Below are 22,110 nucleotides of genomic sequence, written 5' to 3' on the forward strand. Positions count from 1 at the left end.
ATCTATAGAAGCCACGGTTTGATCCTCCTTCTAAAGTAGAGTCGCGTCACTTTAGTAGAAATCATACCGTGGCTTCCCTTGTCAAGAAGCTCGGCGCAATTTTACACCACTACTTGAGACTATAACCTCATATTGTACGTACCATCTTCAATTTTGCCGAACGAGATATGGGATTAAAAGCCATTACCCGCAGATTAAATGAGATGGGATATAGAACGAAAAAAGGCAATCCTTTCAGTACTCTTTCGGTTAAAAACATCTTAAATAACCCGATCTATATTGGGAAAATCCGTTTTAATCAATTAGAGAACTGGGCTGAGAAGCGACGCAGCGGCAGGAATGCAGACTATATTCTTTCCGATGGGAATCACAAGCCGATTATTTCTGTCGAGCAATGGGAAAATGTTCAGCGAATCATGAAAAAACGGTCATACAAGCCAGTACGCTCTCATACTCCATTTATTCTAGCAGGATTACTGCGATGCCCTGAATGCGGGCATGGGATGGTTGCAGGACGTTCTCCAGGCTCATCCGGGCGAATTTACCGATATTACAACTGCGGGCAATACCATAATAAAGGAAAAACGGTTTGCAGTGCTCATGGGATTCGTGCCGATGTGGCAGAAAAACAAGTATTCGATGAACTCACCCGCATTGTAACAAACGATCTCCTTCTAAAAAAACTGGTGCAGAAGATTAATACGGACAGAATGAATGCAGAGAAACCGCTTCTCGAAGAAAAGAAGCGTATCGAAAGCAAAATTGACAAGACACTAAAAAAACTCAATAACCTTAAAGAAAAAATCATAGTGGATACCGAGTTATTGGACATGTTTAAGCCGAATCTGATTACACTTCAAGACGAGTTAAAAACTCTCCAGCAACAACGGGAAGAGTTGCTTTTCCAATTGGACAATCGGGAATCTGAGCCAGTGGACTTCAACTCACTGAAGAAATTGCTTTCAGACTTCTATAACGTACTAATGAGCGTCGATCCCAATGAACAAAAATCCCTTCTTTCGCTGATCATCAAGGATATCCAAATCACAAAAGATTCGCCAAGAATGATTGGGCGACGAGTAACAAAAATAAACTTGCTCTTTGACTTCACGATTGAAGCACTGCAATCCGATACTTATGAGTTGTTAAAGAGGGTCTATAGCGACTATGATATTATCGCTGATTTTGACCCTCGCTTGCTGGATGGTGTAACCCTTGCAAATTTTCATAAAACCGGGCTCGGGGAGGTGATGAATTCCCTTAACATTTTACCATTAGCGATGATACGGTTCCCCCCGCATAATCTTAAACGCCCGATACACCTGCTCCGTCAGCACCAGCCGCAGCAACTGATGCGGGTACGTAATGCGGCCGAACGACAGCTTCGCGTCCGACCGGCGCATCACGGCGGAGCTGAGCCCCAGCGAGCCGCCGATGACGAAGGCGACGTGGCTGCGGCCGTACGTGGCCAGCTCCTGCAGCTTGGCCGCCAGTTGTTCCGAGGTCCACATCTCGCCTTCGATCGCCATCGCGATGACGTAGGCGTCCGGCTTGAGCGCGGCGAGGATGCGCTCCCCCTCCCGCTCCTTCACCTGCTGCTCTTCGGCCGCGCTCATCGACTCGGGCGCCTTCTCGTCGGCCAGTTCCGTAATTGACACCTTCGCGTAGGGGCCGAGCCGCTTCATATACTCCTCGATGCCCTGAACCAGATACTTCTCCTTCAGCTTGCCGACGGCGACGATCTGGATGTTCATGCGTCGGCCCCTCCCGTTGACGGCGTTCCCGCTTCCGGCGATGCTCCCGTCGCCTTCACCGCTCCGGCCAAACGATCTTCCGCTGTCCCGATAATCGCCTTCACCCGGCCGACTTGCCCGTCCTGCAGCCGTACCTTGATCCCGTGCGGATGCTGCGGCGACTTCGTCAGCAGCTCCTTCACGATGCCGCGAGTCGTCTTGCCCGTCCGCTGATCCTGCTTCAGTACGATATCGACGAGTTGCCCCGGCCGTACGTCGCTTCTCAACGTTCCGTTCGCCATTGTTGATCCATCCCGCTTCCTTCACCTATTTTCAGTCCACACAACCCATAAACAGCTCGCCCATAATAAAAACCAGTCCCGCACCCCGGCGGGACTGGTCCTCGTCGCCTCACACCACCAGATAACGCGGCGGCTGAGAGCATCGTTCGCAATGCGCCGGCGGTTCCCACGCGGAGAACTTCGTCTCCGCCAGATCCACGATATCGGGCGCATCCTCGTACTCGTCGACGAATTGATCGATCGCCAGCTCCAGATGTTCCTTGCATACGCAATACATTCGTCCGTGTAATCTCCTATCGATTCGCAATCTTGCTCTTAATATTCTTCCAGCTTGATCGTAACCGTATTCTTCTTGCCGTCGCGATAATAAGTTACCTTCAGCTTATCGCCGATTTTTTTCTCCGAGTAGAGGTACTGCCTCAACTCCAACGTCGAGCGGACCGGCTTGCCGTCGAGCTCCACGATGATGTCGCCGGTCTGCATGCCCGCCTCCAGGGAAGGCCCCGGCAGCACCTCAATAACGATCAGGCCGCCCTCCACCGACTCGGGAAGCTTGAGCGCCTCCGGATTCTCGTATTCGCTCAGATCGACCATCCGGATGCCCATCTTCGGCCGCAGGACCTTGCCGTACTGCAGTAGGCTCTCCAGCACCGGCTTCACCTGATGGATCGGCAGCGCGAACCCCAAGCCCTCGACGCCGGTGTCGGAGATCTTCATGCTGTTGATCCCGATCACCTTGCCGCTCAGATTCACCAGCGCGCCGCCGCTGTTGCCCTGGTTGATGGCCGCATCCGTCTGAATCACGTCCATCTCCCAATCGAGCCGGCCGTCCATATTCAGCGACACCGGAATTCGCCGCTGCGGTCCGCTGATGACGCCCGTCGTAATCGATTGCGACAGACCCAAGCCCAGCGGGCTGCCGATCGCGATCGCCGTCTCCCCCGGTCGCAACCGCTCCGAATCGCCGAACTCCGCCACCTGCTTGATGCCTTTGTCGTCTGTCTCCACCACCGCCAAGTCGGTGAATAGGTCCATGCCGACGATTTTGCCTTGACGGTGTTCGCCGCTGCTCAGGACAATCTCGACCTCCGTCGCGTACTGCACCACATGATTATTCGTGACGATCAGCGCTTTGCCGTCCTTCTTGCCGAAGATCACCCCGGAGCCGATCCCGAGCGCGTACGAGTCGGGTTTGCCGTCCTTGCCTTCCGACGTGGTCTTGCTGATAATACTGACCACCGTCGGAAGAACTTTTTCGACAGCCGCAATGACCCGTTCGTCTGACGATTCGCCGTTATGGCTTCCGCCCCTGCCGCCAAGCACGCCGGACATCCAAAGCGCGACCAGCATCAGGAAAGCGCCAGCCGCCACAAGCGCCACGCCCAGCAGCCAACTGCCGGGCCGCTCCGGCTTGACCGACCACCGTTTTGCGTTCGACGTCCGGGTCGAATAAAAATCATCATCGAACAAGCTCACTGTCATCCCTCCGCTTCGGAGCGTGTGCATCCCCGGTCTGCATCCGGCAATCTTGGCCATGAATGGAATGTTTCGACCGGAGCCGGCCTACAATAGAAGTATAGCAATCTATAATAGCCGGCATTCCTTCACTTGGATAAAAAGGAGAGCGACAACATATGGATCACCTGTTTCCGCACGCCCGGGAGATCGACATGATCGGCAATCTCGCCGAGCTGAAGGAACAGCATTACCAGCACGCCGTTCTGCTCGGCTCCTTGCTCGAGCTGCTGCTCGAACGCGGCTGGATCACCGTCGAAGAACTGAGAGCCAAAGCCGCCGAACTGGAGGCCGAGGACACGCCGCCCGAATCCGCCCCTACTCGGCCGCCACGGAATCCCATTCCGTAGGGCGGTCGTAGTATGTATCCATCAGACGAACCCGATTCGTCCGGTAGACGCCGCGCTGCTCCAGCAACTGATCGACCGTCATGCGGGCCAGATCCATCAGGTTGTGATCCCGGCTCAGATGAGCCAGATACACCCGCTTCGTCCGGCCCGACAACAGCTCGCAGAGCGCTTCTCCCGCCGCTTCGTTGGACAAGTGCCCCTTGTCCCCGAGGATGCGCCGCTTGATGTTCCACGGATAACGGCCCATGCGCAGCATATCGACGTCGTGGTTCGCTTCCAGCACGAGCACGTCGGAGTCGTGAATCTTCTCCATCACCTTGCTGCTGACATAACCCAGATCCGTCGCCAGACTGAGCTTCACGCCGTTCTCCTCGAAGCAGTACCCGACCGGCTCCGCCGCATCGTGGGAGATGCCGTACGATTCGACGCGAAGGCCGTCGAACCAGAGCTCCTCGCCGGTCCGCAGCACCTTGCGCTGCGGCTCCGGCAGCTCGCCGACCGTGCGTTCCATCTCCCGCCACGTCTTCTCATTCGCATAGACAGGCAGATCGTATTTGCGCGCAAGCGCTCCGACGCCCTTGATATGATCGGAGTGCTCGTGCGTAACCAGAATCGCCTGCAGCTCCGACGGCGATACCCCCCGCTCCTGCATCAGTTGTTCCATTTTTTTGGCGCTTAGTCCGGCGTCGACGAGCAGCTTCACCCGTTCGTTCGCCACCAAGACGCCGTTCCCCGTTGACCCGCTGGCCAACACGCTGAATCGCAAAGACATCGCTGTCGTTCCCCTCGCTACTCTCTCCCGCTCTCACTCTGCCGCTTCCGACGCCGGCTTCAAGCCCTCGGACACCTCGCCGCTGAACGCGTCGATGTAGAACCAGCGCAGCGTCGATTCACCTCCGGTCTCGATCGCCACCCGCCAGGTCGGCACCGCCAGTCCGTCCGAATTGTCGATCGGCCGATAGCTGAGGCCCAGCTTGATCTCCTTGACCGTCGCAGGCCCTTGCACGTCGTCCCGCTCCAGCAGCCGCCGGAACGCGACCGCCGCGGACAGCATCGGCTGCTCCGGGTCCACCTCGGAAATCGACTGGACGTATTGCTGGTTATATCGGTACAGTTCATCGCCGCGCTGATACAGCCGCAGCTCGACCCCGAACACGGGATACGCGGCTAGCACCTGGCTCAGCACGTATATGCCTTTCTGCTCCGCAAGCGGGTCCAGCACATAGTCGTCCAGTCTCGGAATGACGTTCCCGACGGCCGACTTCAGCTTGTCGGAAGTAACCGGCCCGGCAATCTTGATCGGCGGATTGATCTCCGCCTCGCCGCGGCCTACCGCTTCCTCCAATTTTACCACATATTTTTTTAAGTTGGGCATCTCCTTCGGAATTTCCGCCTGCATCGCGATTCCTTTTATCGCCAGAATCTGCTTGATCTCGCCAAGCGCCGCATCGGACTGCGAGCCGGACCCGGACAGCCCGGTCCGATTGACCCAGAGCTCGAAGCCGAGCATCAAGTTGAGCAGGAGGAACGTTGCGATCAAGATCGTCTTGGCCCGTCCCCAATCCATTATCCCGCCTCCTTCGCGAGAGCTCGTCACGCTTATTCCAGCAGCTCCGTCTTGCCGTCCGCCAGTTCAACCGCCCAGACCGGCACGAGATCGACCGCGTTGTCGCCGATCACGGGCTTGTACGCCGGATAAAGCGCCGTTATCCGGTCCTTGTTCGCGTAAGCGGCCAACCGCTCGTCGAGCGCCTTGCCGCCGGGCAGGTCCGCCTGCTCGCGGGGCAAATCGGGCGACCGCGACCGAAGCGCGTCCTCGGGAATATAGATCGTCGACCGCTCGTAAGCGGAGACCGTGCCGTTCTGCAGCGACATCCGGATGGTGCCGAACGGTTCCGCCTGGTCCGAGACGATCGGGTATTGGTCCACGTATTGGACAAACTCGAACGTCTGCCGCCCCGTCTCCGGCTCGACCGGCACGCGAACCGCCCGGTAAGCTCCGTTCCACCCGCCGTGCTGGTTGACGAAGCCGATCGCGGCCCGCACATTTTCCATCACCACGTTGGGCTTGCTCGTAACCGGCTGCGGATCCGAATACACAAGCCATTTCTTCGTCTCCCGCACCCGCAGCACGCGCTTGCCGTCCGTGTACATGTCCGTGCCTTCCATATCGGGAATCGTCCGGGTGCCGGCCGGGTCGAGAAACAGGCTTTTCTTCCACTGTTCGATCTCGTACGCCTTGATCGGCAGCCGCTGGCGAACCATCGGGAGCGGCTCCGCCGGCACGTAATAGTCCTGCGCCCGGTACTGGTAGGCCGGCTGGTATTCCCCGAACGCCGCCAGCCGTTCCACGTCGTCCCGGTTGATATCCGCTTTGGACGCTTCGTAGAGGGCGTATCCCCCCTGCGTGAAAAACGCCACCCGCACCTCGTCCCGTTCCTCGGCCGCATAGATCCAGATCTTGTAAATCAGGCCGCTGTTCAGGTCCACGTCGCCTTGAATGCGCACCAACGAACCCAGCACCTCAAACGGGATGCCCGCGCGGAAGCGGATCTCGATTCCTTTGTTTTTCGCCCGAATCTCATCCCATTCCAGTGGTCCGGTCACGGACGGACTGCGCCGGAAGCCATCGAAGGTCCGCTGTCGGACGAACTCCCATACTTGCTTGTAGAAAATGCTCGACGCCCCCGGCTGCAGCACCGTATGACGATCCTGCCCCAGATGCAGCACGATCTGGTCCGGGTAGACGAGCTCTTCCATCGCCAGCCGCGTGCCCGGCAGATCGGTCTGCACGTATTCGTCGCGGCGAATCATCTCGTACCGGGGGCTGCCGAAGACGATCAGATAGCTTTGCACCAGGCTGGCGACCACCAGCAAGAAGAGCAGCGCCGATTTGATCCGTTCGATCATTCGGCATCGCCCCCTTCCTCCAGCGGTATCGTAAACGTGACCTTTGTCCCTTTATTAACCTCCGATTCCATTTCGATCGTCCCGCCGTGCGCCTTGATTATTTCCCGGGCAATCGACAAACCGAGCCCCGTGCCGCCCATTCCGCGCGACCGGGCTTTGTCGACCCGGTAAAACCGCTCGAATATGCGCTCCAAATCCTTCTTCGGAATCCCGATGCCGTTATCCTCTACGGACACCTGCAGCTTGTCGCCGCGCCTTCCGGCGGCGATTCGGATCGTGCCTCCGTCCGGCGTGTATTTCACGGCGTTCGACACGAGGTTGTCGAGCACCTGATCGATCTGGTCCCTGTCGAGCCAGGCGTACCGGACCCCGCTCTCCGCCTGAATATGAATCCGGATGTTCCGGTTCTGCGTCTGCACGGAGAACCGGTCCGCGACCTCATCCAGCATGTCGACGATATCGGTGCGCTCCTTGGTCACGATCCATTGGCGCGAATCCAGCCGCGAGAGCTGCAGCAGATCGTTGACGAGCCGGATCATCCGCTCCGTCTCGTTCCGCGTCACCCCGACGAACTTGTGCGCCAGGGCGGGATCGTCCAGCGCTCCGTCCTCCAGCGCCTCCAGATAGCTCTTGATCGTCGTCAGCGGCGTCCTCAGCTCATGCGAGACGTCGGCGACGAACTCGCGCCGCGACCGCTCCAGCTTCTCCTGCTCCGTGACGTCCTGCAGCACGGCGATGATGCCGGTGTCGCCGCGGTCCCGCCGATGGATCGGGGAGAATACGACTCGCACCGATAGCGGGGCTTCCTCCTGCCCCAGCTCGATCATCGCCACGCCTCCGCCGGCGCGCATATGCCGCAGCAATTCTTGGCGAGGCACGCCGAGCAGCGATTCCATCTCGCGCTGCGTATCCTCCGATTCCTCGCCCCGGGGCAAACCCAGCATCTCCCGGGCCCGACGGTTCATGAGGATGACCCGGCCCTGGATGTCGGCCGCGATCACGCCGTCGTTCATGTTCGACAAGATCGACGCCAGCTTCTCCGTCTCTTCCTCGTTGATCGACAGCGCCTCCTTGAGGCGGTGCGTCATATGATTAAACGCTTGCGCCAACTGTCCGATCTCGTCCTCGCCTCTCACGCGCACCCGCTGATCGTAGCGGCCTTCGGCGACCGCCGTCGCCTGCTTGGTCATCTCCTGGATGGGGCTGGTGATCGTATGCGACAGCACGACGCCCAGCACTGCCGTAAGACCGAGCGCAATCAGCAGACCGGAGACGAATATCTGATTGATGCGGTCCATCGTGTTATAGAGCTCTTCCATCGAGCCGATGATGTACACGACGCCCAGCACCTTGTCCCCTTCGGCGATCGGTTGGGCGACGAGCTTCTTCGGCTTGCCGTCCAGCGGGTCGAACAGATCGCGCTCGATGCTCTTGCCGCTCTGCAGCGCCTGGATAACCTCGGGCTGCGTCGACTTGATCGACCCCGGCTCGGCGGCGTTCGCTGATGTGCTGCTCCGGATAATGCCGTTGGCGTCGATAATCTGGATCTCCTTGCGGTTATCCGGAAACAAGTCCGCGAGTTGGGCGAATCCCCGCTGCTTGTCCTCCGGCGATGCGGCGGAATCCGTCTTCGGCGACAAATATTCCTTGGCGATATCGGCGAGGAATACCGCCTGATCGCGAAGCGAATCGGCATAGTTCTCGCGGAAGCTGCTTTCCATCGTCCGCACGAAATAAACGAAAATGACCTGCATCGCGACGAGAATCAGCAGAACGTAAATGATATTCAGTTTGAGCCGAATCGTCCGAAACAGGCGGATTCCTTTCATCTGGGCCCCTCCGTGCCGGGATTGCGCATTAAATACCCGAGCCCGCGCCGGGTCAGGATATATTCCGGACGTCCCGGATCGTCCTCAATCTTCTCCCGCAGCCGGCGGATCGTCACATCCACCGTACGGACATCGCCGAGGTATTCGTATCCCCACACCGCCTGCAGCAGATGCTCGCGCGTCATCACGCGGCCCATATTGCGGGCCATATATTGTAGGAGCTCGAATTCGCGGTGGGTCAGATCAAGCGGAACGCCATCCTTGCTGACCGTGTACATATCGTTGTCGATAGCCAACTGATGGATGCGCATGATCTGGGTCGATTCCGGCTCGGGCGCCTTCTGCTTCTGCTGGCGGCGCAGATGCGCCCTCACGCGGGCGAGCAGCTCGCGATTGCCGAACGGCTTGGTCACGTAGTCGTCCGCTCCCATCTCCAAGCCGAGAACTTTGTCGATCTCGGAGTCCTTCGCGGTCAGCATGATGATCGGCGTATGCAGGCGGCTGCGTATTTCGCGGCAGACCTCCATGCCGTCCTTGCCCGGCAGCATGATGTCGAGCAGGATGAGATCGGGCTGCTCCCGGAACGCCGCTTCCACCGCGGCATGTCCGTCGAAGGCGCAGACGACCTCGTACCCTTCCTTCTCCAGATTGAACTTCAGGATATCCGCGATCGGCTGCTCATCGTCGACTACGAGAATTTTGGCCTTCATGGCTTGCCCTCCCCAAAATAAAATGAAACGGCATCGCCGTCCCCGATACGAGGACGGTGCGTTACCGATCATACAAAAACATACGGTTGATGTTGAAAAGAAAGCCTGACACATGTGCCAGGCTCTCTTCCGTTAGACTATGAATTTGAATTATCGCGATAAGTACTTGAGCGGATTTTCCACTTTGCCTGACTTTTGAATCTCGAAGTGCAGGTGAACGCCTGTCGATTGGCCGGTGCTGCCCATCGTGCCGATGCTTTCGCCTTTTTCGACGACTTTCCCGACGGACACGCCGATCTTGCTGAGATGGCCGTACAACGTGCGGTAGCCGTTTTTATGGTCGATGACAATCTGCTTGCCGTATCCGTCGCCCTTATCCCCCGCGTATACGACAACGCCGTTGTCGGCCGCCCGGATATTGCGGTTGCCGATGAGGTCGACGCCTTTGTGAAGCTTGCCCCAACGGGTGCCGAACGGACTGCTGATTCGGGCTCCCACGACCGGCCAAGCGAATTTCCCGGTGCCTTCCCCTTTAATGACCTTGGTCCCTTTTTTCACGATCGCCTTGACCGGCTCGACGATTACCTTCTCATCAACCACCTCGTATTCGGATTCGAGGCCGTTGATTTTGGTGACGCGCATCTTCACCAGCTTTTTCCCGTCGGAGCCGGCTTTGATCGTCTCCGTCATGCCTGCGCGCATCGTATCGTCGTACTGGTACTCGGTTTCGTAATGCATCTCTTGTTCTTCTTCGACCAGTTCCACCGTTTTGACCGTCAGCGACGGCTGCAGCACGGTCAAATCCAGCACATCTCCGACCCGGATCATATCGTCCTTGATCCAGGGATTGTTGTCATAGATGACTTGCTTCGAGATCCCCAACTTCTGCGCGATGCATCCCACGCAGTCGCCTTCGACCACGGTGTACTTGGTCGGCGCGACGTCCCCGGTCTCCAGCTTCTTCAGCAGCTCCTCCGGCTTCATCACCTGATCCGGCTGGATCTCGGCTTCGCTCGTCTCCACCTGCTCCACGAACGATACGGATTCAACCGTAACGGATTCCGGCGCAGCACTTGACGATGACGAGAGCGTCGTAACGGAGCCGCTCTTGGAGAATTTCTGCTTGTACGTCTCCAACAACTGGTTGGCTGTCTCTTGATCCTTCACGATCCCGACCAGCTTCCCGTCGATGAACAACTGCGTTCCCATCGTTTTGGGCTTCAACAGCTCGTCCAGCTTGGCCAGAGCCGCCGCATCGTCGGACTTTCCGTTGAAAACCCTTTCAGCTTCAAAAGCGACCTTATCCGTCTCCAGCACCATCTGAACATCCGGGTTTTCCTCAGCCAACTGCTCCTGGCGTTCGGCCAGATGCCGACGGACTACCTCGGGATTGCTCACAACGCCAACTCTGGTATCCCCCACGAGCACGCGGTGCACTTCATGGGTGTTCATCTGCACATATTGGTTTCCGCCTACCGTAACCGACACAAGCACGCCCAGCGCGCCGATGCTCTTCAGCACCTGCTGGCGATACGTGCGAAGAACGGAACCGAACTCGTCCATACGTTCACGGGAGCGCTCCATCCAGACCCGCAGCCGAATGTTGGACTTGAGGCCGATCCACTTGCCCTTCAAGTTTTCCATCCACTTACTTTCTCTGAACGATTTCATAACTTCTCCTCGTCACGATTTCAATCCATACATCGGTTTAATGACTGACGGTTCTCTTATCTCTATGAAAATAGTCAGCCCAATGTATTAACTTTACCACACGAGGAGACTGGATTCAACTTGACAACTCGAAAAAGTCGGAATCTCTCCGTTTAGCCTTCATACCTCCCAATAATCTCCTGCAATTCGCGGAATTCTTCCGGCTGGAGACGGTTTTTGACGATTCGTTCCAGCTCCCGGTATTCCTCTAGCGTGATGCCGTCCTCCACAAATCCCGAGATCGTCATCAGCTCCTCCGGCTTCAGCCGGTTGGCCAGCAGCGAGAACACGCGCATGCGGTCGTCAGGCGACATCAGATCGCGAGCCGACTGGAACTGCTCCGTGCTCATCAGCATGCCGCTCTCGCCCGATTCCGTCCAGCCCGTCTCGGCATCCTCCGCGTCTCCGCCTTGTCCTTCCGCCCCCGTCTCGCCGCTGACCGATCCCCATACGGCGACGGCGTCGGCCGGGGCATCCTCTTCGGGTTCGGAGGACGGCGCCGGGGTGGATTGGGCGCGGCTCAAGGGCAAGCCTTCCTTCTCGTCGCCGGCGGCCGGTTTATCCGCGAACAGCCCTCCGAATACGGGAATGCCGGACAGCATCGGATTCCAATCAAGAGAAGAAGACACCGGCTGCAAATTCAACTGTTTCATGACCGCTTCCACTTGCCGATTAACGGCGTACCACGTCGTCGCGACGGAGACCATGCTGATGACCGCCGCTCCGATTGCCAGTCTGCCGATCCGCCAAATCCATCTCATCTCGATGCATCTCTCCTGACTATCCTGGGTTTATCGGTTCTTCGCGCCCCGCAAGGCTCGAAGGTTTCTGGTATGCGAATTCGCCGTTTTATCCGGCGCTTGAGAAAAAAAGCCCGCAGCCCGTACGGCCGGTGCCGTAACGTGCGCAGGCTTGTTTCCCATTATTGCCCAATCGGGCGGCTCGCATACCTTTGCTCTCAATCCGTCCACTCGGCCAGAAGAGATTCGTCAAGCTCCGCATGGTCCGGGGCCCCGAGAGCGTTCATCGTGAACCGGACGCTCAGTCTGGCGCTCTGTTCGAAGGTCAGCGGGTCCTCGACCGCAAGCGGCCGGAAATAGTCGGACTGCCGATGGAACAGCAACGATCCCAGCAAGGACAGGAACGTATGGTCGACGGATTCAAACCAAAAGGCGCCCTGTTCCCGTCCCCGCTGCAGCAGGTCGATCAACAGCCTCCACATGGGAAACGCGTGCTGCTTGATAATCCCGATCCGAGGCGAGCGCAGCGCCACTTCCTGCTGCAAGATCATCATCATCTCGGAATCCTTATACCGGTAACGCGTCAATTCTACGATAAAAATCTGAAGCCCCTTCACCGGATCGGTAAGCCGGTCGGCAAGCTCTTGTACTTTGTCTGACGGAAAAAAATGATCGAACAATGCGGCGAAGACGCTCTCCTTGCCCCCGAAGTGGTAGGAGATCAGGGCGATATTGACGCCCGCTTCCTCGCAAATTTCCCTAACGGAGGTTCCGTCGTAGCCTTTCGCTGCGAACAGCTTCTTGGCCGCTTGCAATATTTTCAGCTTCACCTGCGTCGGTTCGGACGGCGGCATACGCATTCTCCTCCATTCGATTCGTTACCGCCATTATGCCCGATGCCCGACCCGTAATCAAGCCGCCCTTGTCGTCTGTCCGGCGCCAGCGGGCCGTTGGCCGCGAAGGGCGACGGCTAGCGTGCCGATCAACAGACCCGCCGCGGCGAGAGCCAGCAGGCCAGAGACGGAATGGGTGACGGAGGGGCCGCCGAACAGCACGTTCATGCCGCCCTCCGCCGCATACGTCGCGGGCAGGATCACCCCCAGATCATAGAAGAAATCCGACAGCAGATCGCGAGGGACAAGGGCCCCCGACGAGACGAGCTGCATGGACAGCAACAGAATGTTGAACACCATGCCGGCTTCTCCGAACAGCAGCAGGAACATCTGGGAGACGAGGATAAATGCGAGCAGCATCAGCGCTTCGAACGCCCACAGCATCCAAAAACCGGCTTCGGCTTCGACTCCGAGCAGCGTCAGCAGACCCGATCCGATCAAGGAGACCAGCACGGCCGCAACTGCATTCAAAACCATACGCGCGCCGAACAACGGCCATTTGCCGACCGTACCGCGAAGCGCCGCAGCCGATTGTTCCAGATTCATCCCCATAATCATAGCGCCCACATAAGAGGCCAGCACCAGCATCAGCGGAACCATCTGGTGATTCATCCCTTGCACGGGATGAACCGTGACCGTCTCGCCCGTCACTTTCTCCGTGAGTTCCGCGGCTATCGCGCCCGCTCGATCCGCAGGAACCTGGAGCCCCGTCAGCACCGCTTGAACGCCTTGGCCGACAGCCATCTTGTTGACCGTCGCCGTTATGCGGTCCGCGATCCCCGTCATCATGCTTTTGATCATCGACGGATTGGATTCGTTGATCATGTACGTGATCGCACCTTTGCCCTCGGGCGTTTGCAGCCGTTGCGAGAAGTCCGCCGGAATGCGGACAACCATAGACAGCTCCCGGTCGTTCAGCAGCTTCTGCGCCTCCTCTATCGAGGAGAGAATAGCCGTATCCGTGGGGAGCGTCTTTTGCAGTTGCGAGGCGATCTGCCCTCCGATCGCCGAATCCTCGTTCACGATGCCGACCTTCAGCCGGTCTACCCGATCGTAAACCCCGTCGTAAGCCGTCATCCAGACGATGCCGAAAATCAGTTGGAACAACACGGCAACCGCGACGCCGACCTTAGTGGTTCGCTGTTTCAGCAGTTCCATTAACGCAAACATCCATGTCATAGCCGGTCTCTCCTATTTGTCTATAATTTAAACAATCATTTAAATTAAATGTTTGTTTAAATTATACAAAGCGACCGCGCTTCTGTCAACCCATTCTTTGCGCGAATCGAAAAAGCCGACCGCCGGCTTGCCCATCACTCGCGGGTCTGCCGGCAGTCGGCTTTTCCTGTGTCTCGTATGGTTGCGATCAATAAATCTCGCGGACGAGGTTCGTTTGCTCGCGGTTCCGGCCGACCGAGAAGATCGCGACCGGAATGCCCGTTAGCTCCTCAATGCGTTTGATATAATGGCGGGTCGTCGCCGGCAGGTCATCGAGCGAGCGGGCTCCGGAGATATCTTCGCTCCAGCCCGGCATCTCCTCGTACACCGCTTCGCACTCCGCCAGCACGTTCAAGTTGGCAGGATAATGCTCGATCAGCTCGCCGCGATATTTGTAGCCGGTGCAGATTTTGACCGTCTTCAGCCCCGTCAGGACGTCCAGCGAGTTCAAGGACAAGCCGGTGATACCGCTGACGCGGCGGGCATGGCGCACGACGACGCTGTCGAACCAGCCGACGCGGCGCGGACGTCCCGTTACCGTCCCGTACTCGAAGCCGCGCTCGCGGATATAGTCACCCGTTTCGTTATTCTGCTCCGTCGGGAACGGGCCGTCGCCTACGCGGGTCGTGTACGCTTTGGCTACGCCGATAACTTCCCGGATCTTCGTCGGGCCGACGCCCGATCCGATGCATACGCCGCCGGCCGTCGGATTCGACGAGGTCACGAACGGGTACGTGCCCTGGTCGATATCGAGCATGACGCCTTGAGCGCCTTCGAACAGCACTTTTTTGCCGGCATCGATCGCATCGTTGAGCACGACGGACGTGTCGGTGACGTAAGGGCGCAGCACTTCGGCATAACCGAGGTAATCCTTCAGGATCGCTTCGACGTCCAGCGGCGCCTCCCCGTATACCTGCTGCAGCAGCGCGTTTTTCTCCGCGACCAGATGGCGCAGGAGCTTCTCGAAGTGAGCGGCGTCCATCAGATCCGCCATCCGGATGCCGTTGCGGGCGGCCTTGTCCATATAAGCCGGTCCGATTCCTTTGCGCGTCGTGCCGATCTTGTTCGGACCTTTGCGCTCTTCCTCCAGTCCGTCCAGCAGCAGATGATACGGCATAATCAGGTGCGCGCGGTCGCTGATGCGCAGATTGTCGGTTGTAAATCCATTGTCGTGAATATATTGAATCTCTTCGATAAGAGCCTTCGGATTGATCACCATGCCGTTGCCGATGACGCAAATTTTATTTTTGTTAAAAATGCCCGAGGGAATCATCGTCAACTTGTATTTGTGTCCCCCGATCATGATCGTATGTCCCGCGTTGTTGCCTCCTTGATAGCGGGCTACGACGTCGGCTTTCTCCGCTAAATAATCGGTGATTTTGCCTTTTCCTTCGTCTCCCCATTGGGTTCCGACCACAACTACAGTCGACATGTGCATACCCCCAGCGGCGCGTTAACGCGCCAAAATAGCTGCCGGCGTCTGACGGCAGCAATTCCAGTTTAACAGCAGCCTCTGGCAAAGTCAATGAAAACGAACAATTCCCGGAGCCCGAATCTGAATGTTCGTGTTTTATTCAAATTTCCTCGATTAAGCATTTGTCTATCCTGCGGAAAAAAGAAAAAGTCCCGCCGCCGAGTTCGGCAAGGGACCTATTGGGAGTCCGGTTCGCGTGCGTTTTCAGGCCCCGGCCGCATCATGCACCCGGTCCAGGCTCACGAACTTGTTGTATTCTTTTTTGAACATCAGCTCGACGGTGCCGACCGGACCGTTCCGCTGCTTGGCGATAATAATCTCGATGATGTTCTTCTTCTCGGTTTCCTTGTCGTAGTAATCGTCCCGGTAGAGGAAAGCGACGATATCGGCGTCCTGCTCGATCGAGCCCGACTCCCGCAGGTCGGACATCATCGGCCGCTTGTCCTGCCGCTGCTCGACGCCCCGGCTGAGCTGAGACAGCGCGATGACGGGAACGTCCAGTTCGCGGGCAATTTGTTTGAGCATCCGGGAAATCTCCGACACTTCCTGCTGCCGGTTGTCGCTTTTTCCGCGCCCGGCGATCAACTGCAGGTAGTCGATCACGATCATGCCGAGCCCTTTTTCCTGCTTCAGCCTGCGGCATTTGTTGCGAATGTCGTAGACGGTGACGGAAGGCGAATCGTCGATATAGATATTCGACTCGGAGAGCGTGCCGATCGCCATCGTCAGCCGTTCCCAGTCCTCTTGTTCGAGATAACCGGTTCTTAACCGGCCGGCGTCTATATTTCCTTCGGCGCAGATCATCCGGTTTACAAGCTGGGCCGCTCCCATCTCCAGACTGAAGATCGCGACCGTCTGCTTCGCCCGAACGCCGACGTTCTGCGCGATATTCAGCGCGAACGCCGTCTTGCCGACCGAAGGGCGCGCCGCCACGATAATCAAGTCGGATCGCTGGAAGCCGGAGGTCATCCGGTCGAGGTCGTGGAATCCGCTCGGAATGCCGGTCGTGCCGCCTTTTTGGTTGTACAGCATCTCGACCTTGTCGAACACTTCCATCAGCACGTCCCGGATCGATACGAAGCCGGTGCCGGAGCGCCGGTTGGACAGCTCCATGATCCGCTTCTCCGCGTCGCTGATCAGTTCCCCGACGTCGTCGGTGCTGGCATACCCGTTCGAGACGATCTGCGTCGCCGTGCGGATCAGCCTCCGCAGCAACGATTTTTCCTCGACGATAGAAGCGTAGTATTCGACGTTGGCGGAGGTCGGCACCGCGTTGGCCAGCTTGGCCAAGTACGATACGCCGCCGATATCCTCCAATTGCTGCTTGTCCTGCAGGCGAGCCGTCAGCGTAATCAGGTCGACGGGCTCGTCCTCTTGGTGAAGCTCCAGCATCGCCTCCATGATGCGCTGATGCGCCGTCCGGTAGAAATCTTCGGGACCGAGCTTCTCCGCTACCACCGGCAGCACTTCGGCGTCGATCAGGATCGCGCCAAGCACCGCCTGCTCAGCTTCGAGGTTTTGCGGGGGCACTCGGTCACGGTCCAACGCTAATTCATCGCTCATCGGGTTCCCCCTCCTATCCGCCGAACCATAGGATGATTGGCCCTCGGCCGCATTCGGATGCCGCTTCGGATCAAGCCTCGGATACTTGGACCTTGAGCACGGCCGTCACGTCCGGATGGAGCTTGAGCGTCACCTGCGTGACGCCGAGCGACCGGATCGGATCGTCCAGCAAAATTTTGCGCTTATCCAGCGTGATCTGATGTTGCTTCGCCAGCTCTTCGGCAATTTGCTTGCTGGTGATCGACCCGAACAGGCGCCCGCCTTCGCCGGATTTGACGGTCATCTTCAGCATCAGCTCGTTGATCTTGGCGGCCAGCTCCTTTGCCTCTTCTTTTTCCTTTTCCTTGCGTTTTTCTTCCGCTTTCTTCTGATGCTCCAGCGACTTCAGATTGCCCTCGGAAGCGATTTTGGCAAGCCCCCGCGGTATCAGAAAGTTATTGGCGTATCCTTCCGATACGTCCTTGATTTCGCCCTTTTTGCCTTGACCCTTTACGTCCTTGAGAAAGATAACCTTCATTCCTCGATCCCCTCTTCCCGTACAAACTGATCGATCGCACTTACGACTTGCCGTTCGGCTTCGGCGAGCGTGCAGTCGATCTGCACGGCCGCGTTCGTCAGATGGCCTCCGCCGCCCAGCTTCTCCATAATAACCTGTACGTTGATCTGACCGGAAGATCTCGCGCTGATACCGATCCGGCCGTCCGTCCGCTCAGCGATGACGAACGACGCTTCCACGCCGCTCATATTCAGCAGCGTATCTGCCGCCTGAGCGATTAGAAGCTGCGGGTATTTGCGCCCCGGCTCGGCGACGGCGAGCGCCACCCGCCTGTACAGCATCTGCGCATGCTTCACGATCTCCGACTTCAGCACGTACTCCTCCAGATCTTCCTTGAGCAAGTGCTGGATAATCACCGTGTCGGCGCCGTGGCGCCGCAGGAACGACGCCGCTTCGAACGTGCGGGCTCCGGTGCGCAGCGAGAAGCTCTTCGTATCCACGACGATACCCGCCAGCAGCGCCGTCGCTTCAATCGCGTCCATCGAGATGCGGTCGTTGAAATATTGCAGCAGCTCCGTCACGAGCTCGCAGGTAGACGAAGCGTACGGCTCCAGATAAATAATCGTCGGTTCCTGAATAAATTCTTCGCCCCGCCGATGATGGTCGACGACCACAATCCGGGAGGCGAGCTGCACCAGCTTCGGTTCCGCCAGCATCGACGCCTTATGCGTATCCACGACAACGGCCAGCGTGCGCCCGTTCATAATCGTCAAGGCGTCCTCCGGCGAGATAAACCATTTGCTGAGCTTCTCGTCCTCCTGAATCAGCCCCATCAGCTTCTCGATCGACGGGTTGATATCCTCCAGGACGATATAGCCTTCCTTCTGGCTCAGGTGCACCGCCTTCAGCACGCCGATCGCCGCTCCGAGCGAGTCGAGATCCGGGTTGCGGTGGCCCATGATGACGACCTTGTCGCTCTCGCGGATAAGGTCCCGGAGGGCGTGGGAGATGACCCTGGCCCTCACGCGCGTCCGTTTCTCGACGGCATTGGACTTGCCGCCGTAGAAAGACATGCGTGGGCCCACTTTGACGGCGGCCTGGTCGCCTCCGCGGCCTAGCGCCATATCGAGACTCATCTGCGCCATTTGTCCGAGCTCCGTCAGCTTGTCGAACCCGGCCGAAACCCCGATGCTCAGCGTCAACGGCACTTTTTGCTCGGAGGTCAGCTCGCGCACGTCGTCCAGAATTTCGAACCGCGAAGCTTCCAGCGCTTTCAGCGTCTGTTGGTTGAGCAGAAGGAGGAACCGGTCGGACGAGGTGCGTCTCAGCAGCATGCCGTACTTGTTGGCCCAGTTCGTAATCTCGCCCGTCACCTTCGCCATCAGCAGACTGCGTGTCTGGTCGTCCATGCCTTGCGAGACTTCGTCGAGATTGTCCAGCACGACAAGACCGATGCTGAGCTTCTCTTCTTCGTACCGCTTCTGCAGAACCGATTGCTGCGTGATGTCCGTAATGTAGACCAGGCGCTCCTCCGCTTTCACCTGCGCCAGGTAGACCTTGGACTCAATCTCCAGCTCGTGCTTGCCGTCCTTGTCCTTCTTGTTCCGGAGCCCGGGAAATACTTCCGTCAGCGGCCGCCCGATCAGCGAATCGGTATCGAAGATACGGCTGACGAACGGGTTATGCCACTCGATCTCGCCGGACTCGTCATACAGGACGATCCCGATCGGAAGCTCGTTGAACACTTCCGTCCCGGCTTTCTTGACGCGATGGGAGATCGTGGCGACATAGCGCTGAAGCATTTTCTGCTCTTGCTTCTCATGCCGGACGACATACCAGACCGAGAAGGCGATCAGCGCCAACGCTCCCGCCGCCGGCCTCCAGTCGTAGAAAGCCAGCAGACCCGCCAGCAGAGCCAGCAGGCCGAAAAGCACAGCCAGATGGCGGTTTTGCTTTTGTTTGGTCCACCAATGAGCCATACCTCTCGCTCCCGTACCAAAATGCTCGATTCCGACTCCCAATCAACCCGATTACCGCTTCAGAAACCGCTGACGCAGCGGGAACGCCACGTCGAACACGCCGAGCAGGCTGATAAAGTGCTGCAACGGGGCAATAAGCAGCGTCACGACAAAAACCAGTACCGGAAGCGCTTGGCTCCACCGCTTCTGATACGCGATAAAGGCCAGAAACGCAATCCCCTGGATGCAAAACGCAAATCGCAGCAGCGGCAGCAGGTTGAACAACAGCACATACATCGTCGAATCAAAATCCGGACGCACGACCAATTCCAACAAAAGCGCGATCAGGTAAATCCACACCATCGATTTGGGAAGCATCCATTCGCGTACGGGAGGCATACCCGGCAAAGCTTCTCCCATCCGATTGAGTATGGCCCGGGAAATCCAGTGAGTCAAAACCGCATAGTAGAACGAGATGCCGATAAGGAACATCGGGACGCTGCTTTTGATCGCCTGGATCGTCTGGTCGACGAGTTCCTGCGACAGCTCCACGTTCAGTATTTTCATCGCATTCGTCATGCTGTCGCGCATGTACGACTCCAACGAGCCGAAGACGTCGACCTGCATGGCGGTCAGGATAACAAGCAGCAGCAGCATTTGTCCGAGCATCGCCAAAATACCGCCGGTCACGACCGACTTGGCGGGGGCCCTTCGTTTATAGAGCGTGCCCATTACGACCGTAGGACCCAGGAAAAATAGAGCCGGGATAATCGCCGCCAACCCTAATGCCCCTGCGCCGAGCAGCATCGGCATGAGGCAGGCGAGCGCCAGCGAGACGGCATATACCGCGGCAAACCGTCCGCGCGAGAGCCGGACGAACAGAATGACCATCGGAATGAGGAAAACATGAACTGTAAATACGGCAAAAAATGTCATTGTCAGAAGCAGCATCAAAAAGAACAGACCGCTCCATAGCCATACCGACCGTTGCTCGCGGTTCAAGGGCTTCACCTCTGTAGAAAAGGCCATTAAAGCATATTATAGCACAAGCTTCGACTTCACGCATAAACCGCTAAAGAAACGGGCGCGCCCGCCGCTCCCGATAGACGAAAAGACCCCCGAGCCGCCATAAGCGGTCGAGGGTCGCCGCATACTCCTCGAATCAGTCCGTGGAGTACGGAAGCAGTGCGACTTGACGCGAACGTTTGATCGCAACCGTCAGCATACGCTGATATTTAGCCGAAGTGCCGGTAACGCGACGCGGCAAAATTTTACCGCGCTCGCTGATGAACTTTTTGAGCGTCTCGACATCTTTGTAGTCGATGTGCTTGATTTTGTTCACCGTGAAGTAGCAAACTTTACGGCGTTTGCCCCGTCCACGGCGGCCGCCGAAGCGGCGCTCGCTGCGTTCCGGACGGTCGCCGCGTTCCGGGCGGTCCGTACGTTCCGGGCGTTCCGGACGTGCCGCAGCCGTTTGAGTTGTTTCGGACATGTGTTCTCCATCCTTTCTATTCCGAATGAATCTTCCTCAGAAGGGTAAATCGTCATCGGAGATATCGACCGGCTTCCCGTCATCGGCAAACGGATCGTGATTGTCCCGGGAAGGCATCCCGCCAGCCGGACGACGTTGAGCCGATCCGTAGCCGCCTTGGCCTTGCAAGCCGTAACCCGAACCTTGGCTTCCGCCGCCGTAACCCGCATCGTAACCGCCTTGTCCGCCTTGAAGGCCGAATCCGCCATCGTCGCTATTCCGCTGAGAATTCGGAGACTCCAGAAAACGCACGTTGTCCGCGACCACTTCGGTCACATACACCCTGCGCCCTTCGTTGTTGTCATAGCTGCGCACTTGTATGCGGCCCTCGACAGCAGTCAGGCGTCCTTTGCGCAGATAGTTCGCGCAAGTTTCCGCCAATTGCCGCCAAGTCACGATGGGAATGAAGTCCGCTTCGCGTTCGCCCCCCTGATTGGTGAACGGACGGTCTACAGCGAGCGTAAATTGCGTAACGGCGACGCCGGACGGCGTGTAACGCAGTTCCGGGTCTCTGGTCAATCTGCCGATCAGTATGACACGGTTAAGCACGACGATTCCTCCCGAGAGTGGTTCTGGCCGACTCCGATCTTACGCGACGTCGCGGACGATCATGTAACGAATGACTTCGTCCGTGATCTTCAGTACGCGGTCAAGCTCGGAAACCGTCTCGGCAGGAGCGCTGAAGTTAATCAGGACGTAATAACCTTCCCGATGTTTCTCGATCTCATACGCAAGACGGCGTTTGCCCCATACGTCGACTTTCTCGACTTCACCGCCGTTCGCGATGACCGTCTGGAACTTTTCGACCAACGATTGAACCCCTTCTTGATCCAGGTCGGGACGAAGGATGTAGATCAATTCGTATTTGCGCATGCTCTTTCACCTCCTTTTGGACATAAGGCCCCCGTCAGGGAGCAAGGAGCGAGCAGGACTAGCCTGTTGGGTATCACGGTAAACGGTCCGCCCTGAAAGGCAAAAGCCGTTTATCCTTAACTCGCACCATATAACTATACCAAAAATGCCAACCCGGCACAAGATCAAAACAATCCCATGTTGTTGTTCCGTGATAATGTCACGGTGTAACTGTTCTGAGATAATGTCACTATGGGACAGGAGTTTATGACATTGACCAGAGCAGAACTGAAGAAGGTACTTGTAGTGGAGAAGATTCTGGATGG

General features: G+C 57.7%; 22 protein-coding genes and 1 pseudogene. 2 read left to right on the forward strand and 21 right to left on the reverse strand.

The features are described from left to right. Positions 1 to 143: 143 nt before the first annotated feature. A pseudogene (locus FE781_RS18230) lies at positions 144 to 635 on the forward strand (recombinase family protein); the annotation flags it as partial. 639 nt (positions 636 to 1,274) lie between these two features. On the opposite strand, the gene rlmH reads toward FE781_RS18230, so the two are convergent. The 4 genes from rlmH to FE781_RS16725 form a co-directional block, all read right to left on the reverse strand. After that, a complete protein-coding gene (gene rlmH, locus FE781_RS17580; protein WP_170209582.1) occupies positions 1,275 to 1,754 on the reverse strand; it encodes a 23S rRNA (pseudouridine(1915)-N(3))-methyltransferase RlmH in 480 nt (159 codons plus the stop codon). Next, the gene (locus FE781_RS16715) at positions 1,751 to 2,035 is read right to left on the reverse strand and encodes a YwbE family protein (RefSeq protein ID WP_138790755.1); all 285 of its coding nucleotides are present in this window, start codon (positions 2,033 to 2,035) and stop codon (positions 1,751 to 1,753) included. Before FE781_RS16715 ends, rlmH begins: the two co-directional genes overlap by 4 nt. 109 nt (positions 2,036 to 2,144) lie before the next feature. Then, a complete protein-coding gene (locus tag FE781_RS16720) occupies positions 2,145 to 2,312 on the reverse strand; it encodes a CxxH/CxxC protein (protein ID WP_138790756.1) in 168 nt (55 codons plus the stop codon). A gap of 38 nt (positions 2,313 to 2,350) precedes the next feature. Then, entirely contained in the window at positions 2,351 to 3,517 is a 1,167-nt protein-coding gene (locus FE781_RS16725; RefSeq protein ID WP_342774321.1) for a S1C family serine protease, read from the reverse strand. A gap of 152 nt (positions 3,518 to 3,669) precedes the next feature. Between FE781_RS16725 and FE781_RS16730 the strand changes: the two genes are divergently transcribed. After that, a complete protein-coding gene (locus FE781_RS16730; protein ID WP_138790758.1) occupies positions 3,670 to 3,900 on the forward strand; it encodes a hypothetical protein in 231 nt (76 codons plus the stop codon). Here FE781_RS16730 and FE781_RS16735 read toward each other — a convergent pair. The 17 genes from FE781_RS16735 to rpsF all read right to left on the reverse strand — a co-directional run bounded on the left by FE781_RS16735 (position 3,869) and on the right by rpsF (position 21,805). Beyond that, the gene (locus FE781_RS16735) at positions 3,869 to 4,672 is read right to left on the reverse strand and encodes an MBL fold metallo-hydrolase (protein WP_138790759.1); all 804 of its coding nucleotides are present in this window, start codon (positions 4,670 to 4,672) and stop codon (positions 3,869 to 3,871) included. The genes FE781_RS16730 and FE781_RS16735 overlap by 32 nt on opposite strands. A 33-nt stretch (positions 4,673 to 4,705) precedes the next feature. After that, entirely contained in the window at positions 4,706 to 5,467 is a 762-nt protein-coding gene (yycI, locus tag FE781_RS16740; RefSeq protein ID WP_138790760.1) for a two-component system regulatory protein YycI, read from the reverse strand. 32 nt (positions 5,468 to 5,499) lie between these two features. After that, positions 5,500 to 6,810 (reverse strand): YycH family regulatory protein, encoded by a 1,311-nt coding sequence (locus FE781_RS16745; RefSeq protein ID WP_138790761.1) that lies wholly within the window; start codon positions 6,808 to 6,810, stop codon positions 5,500 to 5,502. Beyond that, a complete protein-coding gene (walK, locus tag FE781_RS16750; RefSeq protein ID WP_138790762.1) occupies positions 6,807 to 8,639 on the reverse strand; it encodes a cell wall metabolism sensor histidine kinase WalK in 1,833 nt (610 codons plus the stop codon). The genes FE781_RS16745 and walK overlap by 4 nt, the downstream gene beginning before the upstream one ends. After that, positions 8,636 to 9,349: a response regulator YycF gene (gene yycF / locus FE781_RS16755; RefSeq protein ID WP_138790763.1), complete on the reverse strand. Its 714-nt coding sequence runs from the start codon at positions 9,347 to 9,349 to the stop codon at positions 8,636 to 8,638. Before yycF ends, walK begins: the two co-directional genes overlap by 4 nt. Before the next feature lie 150 nt (positions 9,350 to 9,499). Continuing rightward, positions 9,500 to 11,020: a M23 family metallopeptidase gene (locus tag FE781_RS16760; RefSeq protein ID WP_138790764.1), complete on the reverse strand. Its 1,521-nt coding sequence runs from the start codon at positions 11,018 to 11,020 to the stop codon at positions 9,500 to 9,502. Between the two features lie 152 nt (positions 11,021 to 11,172). Beyond that, positions 11,173 to 11,820: a hypothetical protein gene (locus FE781_RS16765; protein ID WP_138790765.1), complete on the reverse strand. Its 648-nt coding sequence runs from the start codon at positions 11,818 to 11,820 to the stop codon at positions 11,173 to 11,175. 197 nt (positions 11,821 to 12,017) lie between these two features. Then, positions 12,018 to 12,653 carry a TetR/AcrR family transcriptional regulator gene (locus tag FE781_RS16770; protein WP_170209583.1) on the reverse strand — a complete coding sequence of 212 codons (636 nt, stop codon included), beginning with the start codon at positions 12,651 to 12,653 and terminating at the stop codon, positions 12,018 to 12,020. A 57-nt stretch (positions 12,654 to 12,710) separates the two neighbouring features. Further along, positions 12,711 to 13,871: a YhgE/Pip domain-containing protein gene (locus tag FE781_RS16775; protein WP_246068227.1), complete on the reverse strand. Its 1,161-nt coding sequence runs from the start codon at positions 13,869 to 13,871 to the stop codon at positions 12,711 to 12,713. A 187-nt stretch (positions 13,872 to 14,058) separates the two neighbouring features. Further along, complete coding sequence (locus FE781_RS16780; protein ID WP_138790767.1) at positions 14,059 to 15,342, reverse strand: adenylosuccinate synthase; 1,284 nt, start codon at positions 15,340 to 15,342, stop codon at positions 14,059 to 14,061. A gap of 246 nt (positions 15,343 to 15,588) precedes the next feature. After that, positions 15,589 to 16,947: a replicative DNA helicase gene (gene dnaB, locus FE781_RS16785; protein ID WP_138790768.1), complete on the reverse strand. Its 1,359-nt coding sequence runs from the start codon at positions 16,945 to 16,947 to the stop codon at positions 15,589 to 15,591. A 70-nt stretch (positions 16,948 to 17,017) separates the two neighbouring features. Beyond that, complete coding sequence (gene rplI / locus FE781_RS16790; protein WP_138790769.1) at positions 17,018 to 17,464, reverse strand: 50S ribosomal protein L9; 447 nt, start codon at positions 17,462 to 17,464, stop codon at positions 17,018 to 17,020. Continuing rightward, positions 17,461 to 19,422, reverse strand: a complete 1,962-nt coding sequence (locus FE781_RS16795) for a DHH family phosphoesterase (protein WP_138790770.1) — start codon at positions 19,420 to 19,422, stop codon at positions 17,461 to 17,463. The genes rplI and FE781_RS16795 overlap by 4 nt, the downstream gene beginning before the upstream one ends. A gap of 51 nt (positions 19,423 to 19,473) precedes the next feature. Continuing rightward, on the reverse strand, positions 19,474 to 20,403 hold the full coding sequence (locus tag FE781_RS16800; protein ID WP_170209584.1) for a DUF2232 domain-containing protein: 930 nt from the start codon (positions 20,401 to 20,403) through the stop codon (positions 19,474 to 19,476). A gap of 160 nt (positions 20,404 to 20,563) precedes the next feature. Continuing rightward, a complete protein-coding gene (gene rpsR, locus FE781_RS16805; protein ID WP_138790772.1) occupies positions 20,564 to 20,893 on the reverse strand; it encodes a 30S ribosomal protein S18 in 330 nt (109 codons plus the stop codon). 36 nt (positions 20,894 to 20,929) lie between these two features. Further along, a complete protein-coding gene (gene ssb, locus FE781_RS16810; protein ID WP_138790773.1) occupies positions 20,930 to 21,481 on the reverse strand; it encodes a single-stranded DNA-binding protein in 552 nt (183 codons plus the stop codon). Between the two features lie 39 nt (positions 21,482 to 21,520). Further along, on the reverse strand, positions 21,521 to 21,805 hold the full coding sequence (rpsF, locus tag FE781_RS16815; RefSeq protein WP_138790774.1) for a 30S ribosomal protein S6: 285 nt from the start codon (positions 21,803 to 21,805) through the stop codon (positions 21,521 to 21,523). Between the last annotated feature and the right edge of the window lie 305 nt (positions 21,806 to 22,110).

Source organism: Paenibacillus thermoaerophilus, from assembly GCF_005938195.1.
Classification (GTDB): Bacteria; Bacillota; Bacilli; order Paenibacillales; family Reconciliibacillaceae; genus Paenibacillus_W; species Paenibacillus_W thermoaerophilus.